The following is a 6684-nucleotide window of genomic DNA, read 5'->3' on the forward strand; positions in this document are numbered from 1 at the left end:
TTGATACTAAAAAACGCAATCCGCCTTTACTTCCTTTTTTGTTATATCGGATTTTTTGAGGAAAAGATAGCAGTTTTTTACAGAGATCAAAAAAGAATTAATCAGAATAAAATATTCAGATAAAGCACTAAAATGGGAGGCTAATATTTTGAAAACCTGTAAAAAATATAATAACAATGGATTTTGATATGATTATTTTTATACTATTTTATAAATAGCCATTACTAAACTCGTAATGGCTATTGTAGGATGATAACGACATCTTCTTATCTTAATAATGATATAGAGATATAACGAAAGGATATTACTCTTCCTCTTTCTTCTCTTCATTTAAGAGATTTTCAATCTGCCCAAGCAGATCACAGCTCTTTTGATGTCCTTCGTCACACCCCTTTTTCAAAGCTAGTTGACTTCCCTCTAAATCTGCTTCTACTCCTGTTCCTGTCGCATAAACTAGCGCTAACTCATAAAGCGCATCTAATGACCCTCTATTGGCGGCATCTTGATAGAGATTCAGCGCAACCTCAAACTCTCTTTCGCTTTGTGGTTGATAACGATAGATATTAGCAAGCTTTAATTGTGCCGGCAGATAACCATTTGCGATAGCACGTGCATACCAATATTGAGCAGAAATTCTATCCCCCTCTTCAGCTGCATAATCCCCTAAAAAATCAATTGCACCTAATTCATTAAAATTAATCGCGCTCTTTTCAATCTCTTGAATCCCTTTAGCTTTATCTGCTGATTGCCCTATCCCATGAAAGTAGAGTTGCCCCAAGATAAAGAGATCATTCCCGGTATAATTCCCTTGAGCAATGACTTTTTCTAAGCACCGCAGGGTCTCTTGTTCATTTAAATCTACACAATGACTCGAATCTATCACCTCAATAACTTCTACCTCCGGCATCAAGAACGACTCTGCCGATTTTTTCTGTTGCTCAACCACCATAAATATATTAAGCCCCAATATCACAACTAACACTGCCAAAATAACTCTATTCATCTAATCAATCCTCTTTTAAACTCATTATTAAATTACAAAAAGAGCGCCACCAATGGGCGCTCCTTATTTTATGCAAAAACTGCACTTATCATGCCTCTATTATAAAATAATAGAACACTAAATTAGAAGCTAAATGCAACACCAACACCAACGCCGGCCTTGTTTTGCGTATCATAAGAACCTTGGACTCTAAATCGACCATTATCACCCAATTTAAACTCCATCCCTATCGACATCGCCGCTTCACCATCATAACTAGCGACCCCCATTCCCATCGAATACTTAGCGTAATCCATATAAGGAATTGAGCTCATCGCCATCGCACTTGCGGTACCAGCACTCGCACGCTTCCGGTTTTCATGAACCGTTTTTTCAAGATGAGAGATACGATTATTATAATGATCTAACGTTTTATTAATGTGTTTAATCTGAGTCGTATTTGATGTTACTTGTTGATTAGTTTCCCAAAGTTGACCACCATTAACTACTTCTTGTGATCCCTTCTCAACTTTACCATTGGCAACGCCTACAATCTTACGATTTCCTACATTAAGTGTTGTTTCACTATTAATATCGGTATTGTCAGCAATAATAATTTGATTCTTTTCGCGATCTAACTGGAATATTCCCACTTCACCAGTCGTAATGCTATTGGCTAAATGTTCAATTGATGCACCAACATTGTTGAATGTTTTATCACCAATAACATACTCAGGAGTTGTAATATAACCATTTTCATCAATCGTTGCACCTCCACCAAACATCTCGGCTATCGATTTATTTGATGCATATAATTGACTACCGTTAATAGCATCCTTTGACTCTGATACAATTTGACCATCCTTAACCCCTGTTAAAGTAAGGTCTTTATCACCATTAGAGATATTAAAAGTATTCGCATCTTTTGCAAGCCCATTATCAATAATCAAAGAGTTACCATCTTCAGAAACCTGAATGAGGCCAGCTTTACCATCCGCAATATTACTAATATTTCCTTCGATATTGGTAATCCTGTTTTCATGGTTTTCAAGCTTTTTATCCTGCCCATCTAAGCGTCCTGTTACATACTCAAATCCCTCATTAACACTTGTAATTGGCTTCTCTGCTTTTAATGCACCTCCAAAATCAACCCCTGTTAAAAGACCATTTTCTACTTTAGCGTCACCGCCCATTGCATCGGTAATTCCATCAAGATTTTTACCATTAATATTAGTAATATTTTCAAATTTTTGATTTGTTGCAAAAAGTTGAGAACCATTTACCGCATCAAGCGAATCTGGAGAGACTTTACCATTAGCAACTCCGGTTAAAGTACGTGAATCTATTCCGTTAGAGAAATCGAAAATCGTCGCCACTTTAACACCAGCTAAACTATTATCAATCACGATTCGATTACCAGATAGCTTAATAAGGCCAACCTCCCCGCCCATAATATTATTAATACTATTCATATTATTGGTAATGCGTTCATCATGCTTAGATAAAGTACCACCAACATTTTCAAATGCTGCATAAACATTGGTTAACTCATCTTTAGCCCCTAAAGCATCTTGGAAGTTAACCCTAGTTAACTGACCATCTTCATTAAGCTCAGCTTTACCGCCTAACGCATTAGCAACATTTAAATTTGCCATATGAAGTTGTGAGCCATTAATTGCTTCAACAGAGTTTTGTGATATCTCACCCTCAGCAATACCAGTTAATAGGCGATTAATCGCTTCATCTTCTTCATCAGCTCTTATAGAGAAATCAAAAGTATCAGCACCGCCAGCTAATTTATTGTCTATTACTAAAGATTTTCCATCTTCAGCAAGCTGAACAAGACCTGATTTACCGTTAATAATGCTCTTGATATTAGTTGTATTCTCTGTAAGACGAAAATCATGATCCGATAAAGTATCACCAACATTCTCAAATGCATCATAAACATTGATTAACTCATCTTTAGTACCTAAAGCCTCTTGGAAATTAACGCCTGTTAACTGACCATCTTCATCAAGCTTCGCACCACCTCCTAAAGCTGTAGCAACACCTGTACCAACTGTAAATAATTGACCTCCTGTTACCGCATCTTTAGAGCCTGTGGCAATAGTTCCATCCGCTAAACCTGTTAACGTACGACCTTCTTCACCATTTGAAATATCAAAAGTTAATGCATTCTCAGCAAGTTCGTTATCAATGATGAGTTTTGTACTGCCATCATTCAACTGAATTAGACCCGCTTTACCTGCAACAACTTTTGAAACGTCATCTTTAATACCGCCAATCACTTCACCAACTGAGCCAGACTCTCCATCTTCACCGATGCCTAAGCCACTGTTGATATCATCAACGACTTTGCTCGTTGCATCAACTCGTTTATCAAGATTTTCAAATCCACCATAGACTGATTCAATCTTCTCGCCTTCAGCTAAACCGGTAAATGCACCTGAGAAGTCAACGCCGGTTAATTGACCATCTTTAAAAGTGGCATTACCTCCAAGCACTTTTGCCACATTTTGATTTGCTACATGAAGCTGTGAGCCATTGATGGCATCAAGTGAATCCTGAGCGATCTGTCCTGCCTTCACTCCTGTTAGCGTACGACCTTTTTCATCTGCTTTAGCTATATTAAATACGTCAGCTTCTTGAGCTAGCTTATTATCCACGATGATTTGTGTACCATCATCATTTAACTTAATCAGACCCGCTCTACCAGCAACAACGCTTGAAACGTCATCTTTAATGCTACCAATCACGTCACCAACGGAACCTGACTCTCCATCTTCACCAATACCTAAACCACTGTTGATCTCATCCACAACTTTGCTCGTTGCATCAACACGTTTATCGAGGTTATCAAATCCACCATAGACGGATTCAATCTTCTCGCCTTCAGCTAAACCGGTAAATGCACCTGAGAAGTCAACGCCGGTTAATTGACCATCTTTAAAAGTGGCATTACCTCCAAGCACTTTTGCCACATTTTGATTTGCTACATGAAGCTGTGAGCCATTGATGGCATCAAGTGAATCCTGAGCGATCTGTCCTGCCTTCACTCCTGTTAGCGTACGACCTTCTTTACCATTTGAAATATTAAATACGTCAGCTTCTTTAGCTGCCACATTATCAATGACTAAGGCAGTAACTTCTTGTGAGTCACCATCTTCTGTTGTCACTTCACTCTTCGAAAGTTGCACCAATCCTAAGGTTCCTGCTGATACCTTATCCTCAATACTATTGATGTTCTTGTTAATGCTGGTGATATCACCCTCATTTTTTGTAACTCGACCATCTATATTAGTAATTTTCTTGCCTTGGTCTGTTAATTGACCACCAACATATTTGAAGCCTGCCTCAACGCTATTAAGATTTTTATCCGCTGTTAAAGCATCTTTATAGTTAGGAGCTTTTAACTGACCCGTCTCCTTATCATACTCTGCACCGCCACCAAATGCCTCAGCAATACCTTCTAACCCAACATCTCCTTTAGCTTGAACTTCTTTAAGTTGAGAAACGTTAACGGCATCAGTATCAAGCACTCCTCGTGTTATATTTGAAAGATATGCCGTATCTGAATCACTACCAATCGAGACTTCATTATCTCGAGTGGTCGTTGCACCCGCTCTCATTGCAATACTATTTTTATGATCGACAGAAGCCCCTTTACCTAAAGCGATACTCTGTTCACCTGCTGCCTTTGCTGATTGCCCAATGGCAATAGCAGAAATGGCATTATTTGAAACAAGTGAATTACTACCAATAGCTAAAGCATCATGAGCTCTACTTTGAGCATTAAAGCCAACAGCTATACCTCTATCTGCATTACTATTTACCACTGAAGCAGTTCCTAACGCTAAGGCGTTAGTTGTCTGACTAAAAATCGTAGCGCCTATTCCCATAGCAATAGATTGAGTGGCATTAACCCTTGCCCCCCAACCTATCGCCATACTATTATGAGCATACTCAGCTAGACTTGCAGCATTACTACTTTTATCAGGGTTCCAACGATTTCCCTTACCCAGCCACTCTTTCAACTCTTTATATTCAGGAGTTTCCTCTACATCTCGGGCTGCTATTATACTATTGTCAGCTAATTCGGCATTGCTGACTCCTCCGGCTAAAAAAATAGGAAAACTTAGAGTAATCGTTAATGCTTTTAGTATCGTACTCCCTTTACTTTTTACCTTAATACTCGCTAGCTCAGAAACAACCACATATGCATTCTTAGCATAACTCCAAACAACTCGATAAACTTTATTCATCGCTACATAAACCTTTATTTAAAATCAAAGAGAGCGCTAGCAAATATACTCTGCTAGCGCTTCGATATATTATTGATATATCTATTAAATAATTATTTTATTAGGGTCGAGTAAGTCATCCAATGGATCAACTACTGGTTGAACATCAAACTCATTTGCAGTAGCAACTGAGTTTTCACTCTCCTCTTCATCTAATTCTTCACCTTCAAGAACTTCATCAGCCTCCTCTTCTTGAGTAATTAAATTTTCTAGTAATACATCATCCTCCGTATCCTCCAATAAAATAAGATCTTCAAGATCTAATTGATCTTCTATCTCACTATCTTCTACGGACACGAATTCTCTATCTTCAAGATCTAACAGTTCATCAAGCGCAATTTCATCTTCAGTTATTAAAGGTGATTCCTCTGTCTGATCAAAAATTAAATCATCCTCATATAGATCATCAATCAATGAATTATCTTTATTGACGGATAGATGCTCATCACTATCTTCTTCCATAGACTCATCTAGAAGATTTACTGGTAAAGATTGATAAGCATCTTCATCTAGTAAAGCTATCTCATCAGAGATATCTTCATAATCCAAAGCAAACGTACTTGCCATACGTGGTTTCGGCACTTGCTTGGTAACAAACTCATAAAGAGAATAATTTATTGCTGCGTTATTGATAGGATTATCTGACGTATATACCACTTTATAATTCCCAGGCCCCAAAACATCTACATTCAACAAGAGAGTTCCTGTTGAAAACTTAGCGGTAGTTTTATAAAGCTTTCCATCTTTGTAAAAGGCAATATTTGCTTTATGACGGGCATCATTAGGTCCAGTCCATAATTTTAGTTCAAGATTTTGAGCTTGTTGCTGACTTCCTATTACAAAAGATAGATTTACTTTATGAATATTATTACCTATCAAACCTGATGGTGATTGACGCGCTTCTCCCTTATACACCTTCTCTGTAACAGTAACCCACTCTTGCTTAGGTGGCTCAACAGGCTTAGGTGTTTTATCTGGAGTAGATAAAGAAACTTCAAGTGATTTATTCCCAGCAGCATCCGTTAATCCAACTTTTATAGAACTACCATCTGTTACTTTATTTAATCCAACCTTAAAGTTCCCATCTTTACCTACGTTCCCTGTACCTATTGTACCTCCATTTTTATCCTTTATTGTTACCTTTGCATCTGGCTCACCTTTACCCGAGACTGACTTCCCATCTGATCCAACAGATAGATTCGTCGGTGCATCAGGTGCAACTTTATCCGGTGTTGATTTAATTACTTCTGGTGACTTATTACCGGCTCCATCAACTAAACCAACTTTAATATCACTGCCGTCCGTAGGGTTCTTAAGATTAACCTTAAAGCTACCATCACTATTGACGGTTCCTGTTGCGATCTCTTGTCCTTTGTTATTTTTAATAACAACTTTTGC

General features: G+C 38.0%; 3 protein-coding genes and 1 pseudogene. All 4 read right to left on the reverse strand.

The genetic code is table 11. The features are described 5' to 3' along the window. Nucleotides 1-304: 304 nt before the first annotated feature. Nucleotides 305-1003 carry a tetratricopeptide repeat protein gene (locus tag DC077_RS09425; protein WP_109202143.1) on the reverse strand — a complete coding sequence of 233 codons (699 nt, stop codon included), beginning with the start codon at nt 1001-1003 and terminating at the stop codon, nt 305-307. Nucleotides 1004-1125: 122 nt separating this feature from the next. Further along, nucleotides 1126-5019 (reverse strand): YadA-like family protein, encoded by a 3894-nt coding sequence (locus DC077_RS09430; protein ID WP_239990398.1) that lies wholly within the window; start codon nt 5017-5019, stop codon nt 1126-1128. A gap of 117 nt (nt 5020-5136) precedes the next feature. After that, a pseudogene (locus tag DC077_RS11150) lies at nt 5137-5247 on the reverse strand (ESPR domain-containing protein); the annotation flags it as partial. Nucleotides 5248-5331: 84 nt separating this feature from the next. Next, the coding region (locus DC077_RS10915) for an Ig-like domain-containing protein (protein WP_157953534.1) at nt 5332-6684 on the reverse strand (1353 nt) is incomplete at its 5' end.

The organism is Ignatzschineria cameli (assembly GCF_003121895.1).
GTDB lineage: Bacteria > Pseudomonadota > Gammaproteobacteria > Cardiobacteriales > Wohlfahrtiimonadaceae > Ignatzschineria > Ignatzschineria cameli.

Coding starts and splice junctions, on each gene's coding strand:
- DC077_RS09425 (WP_109202143.1), bottom strand. CDS start 1,003: ATGAATAGAGTTATTTTGGCAGTGTTAGTTGTGATATTGGGGCTTAAT.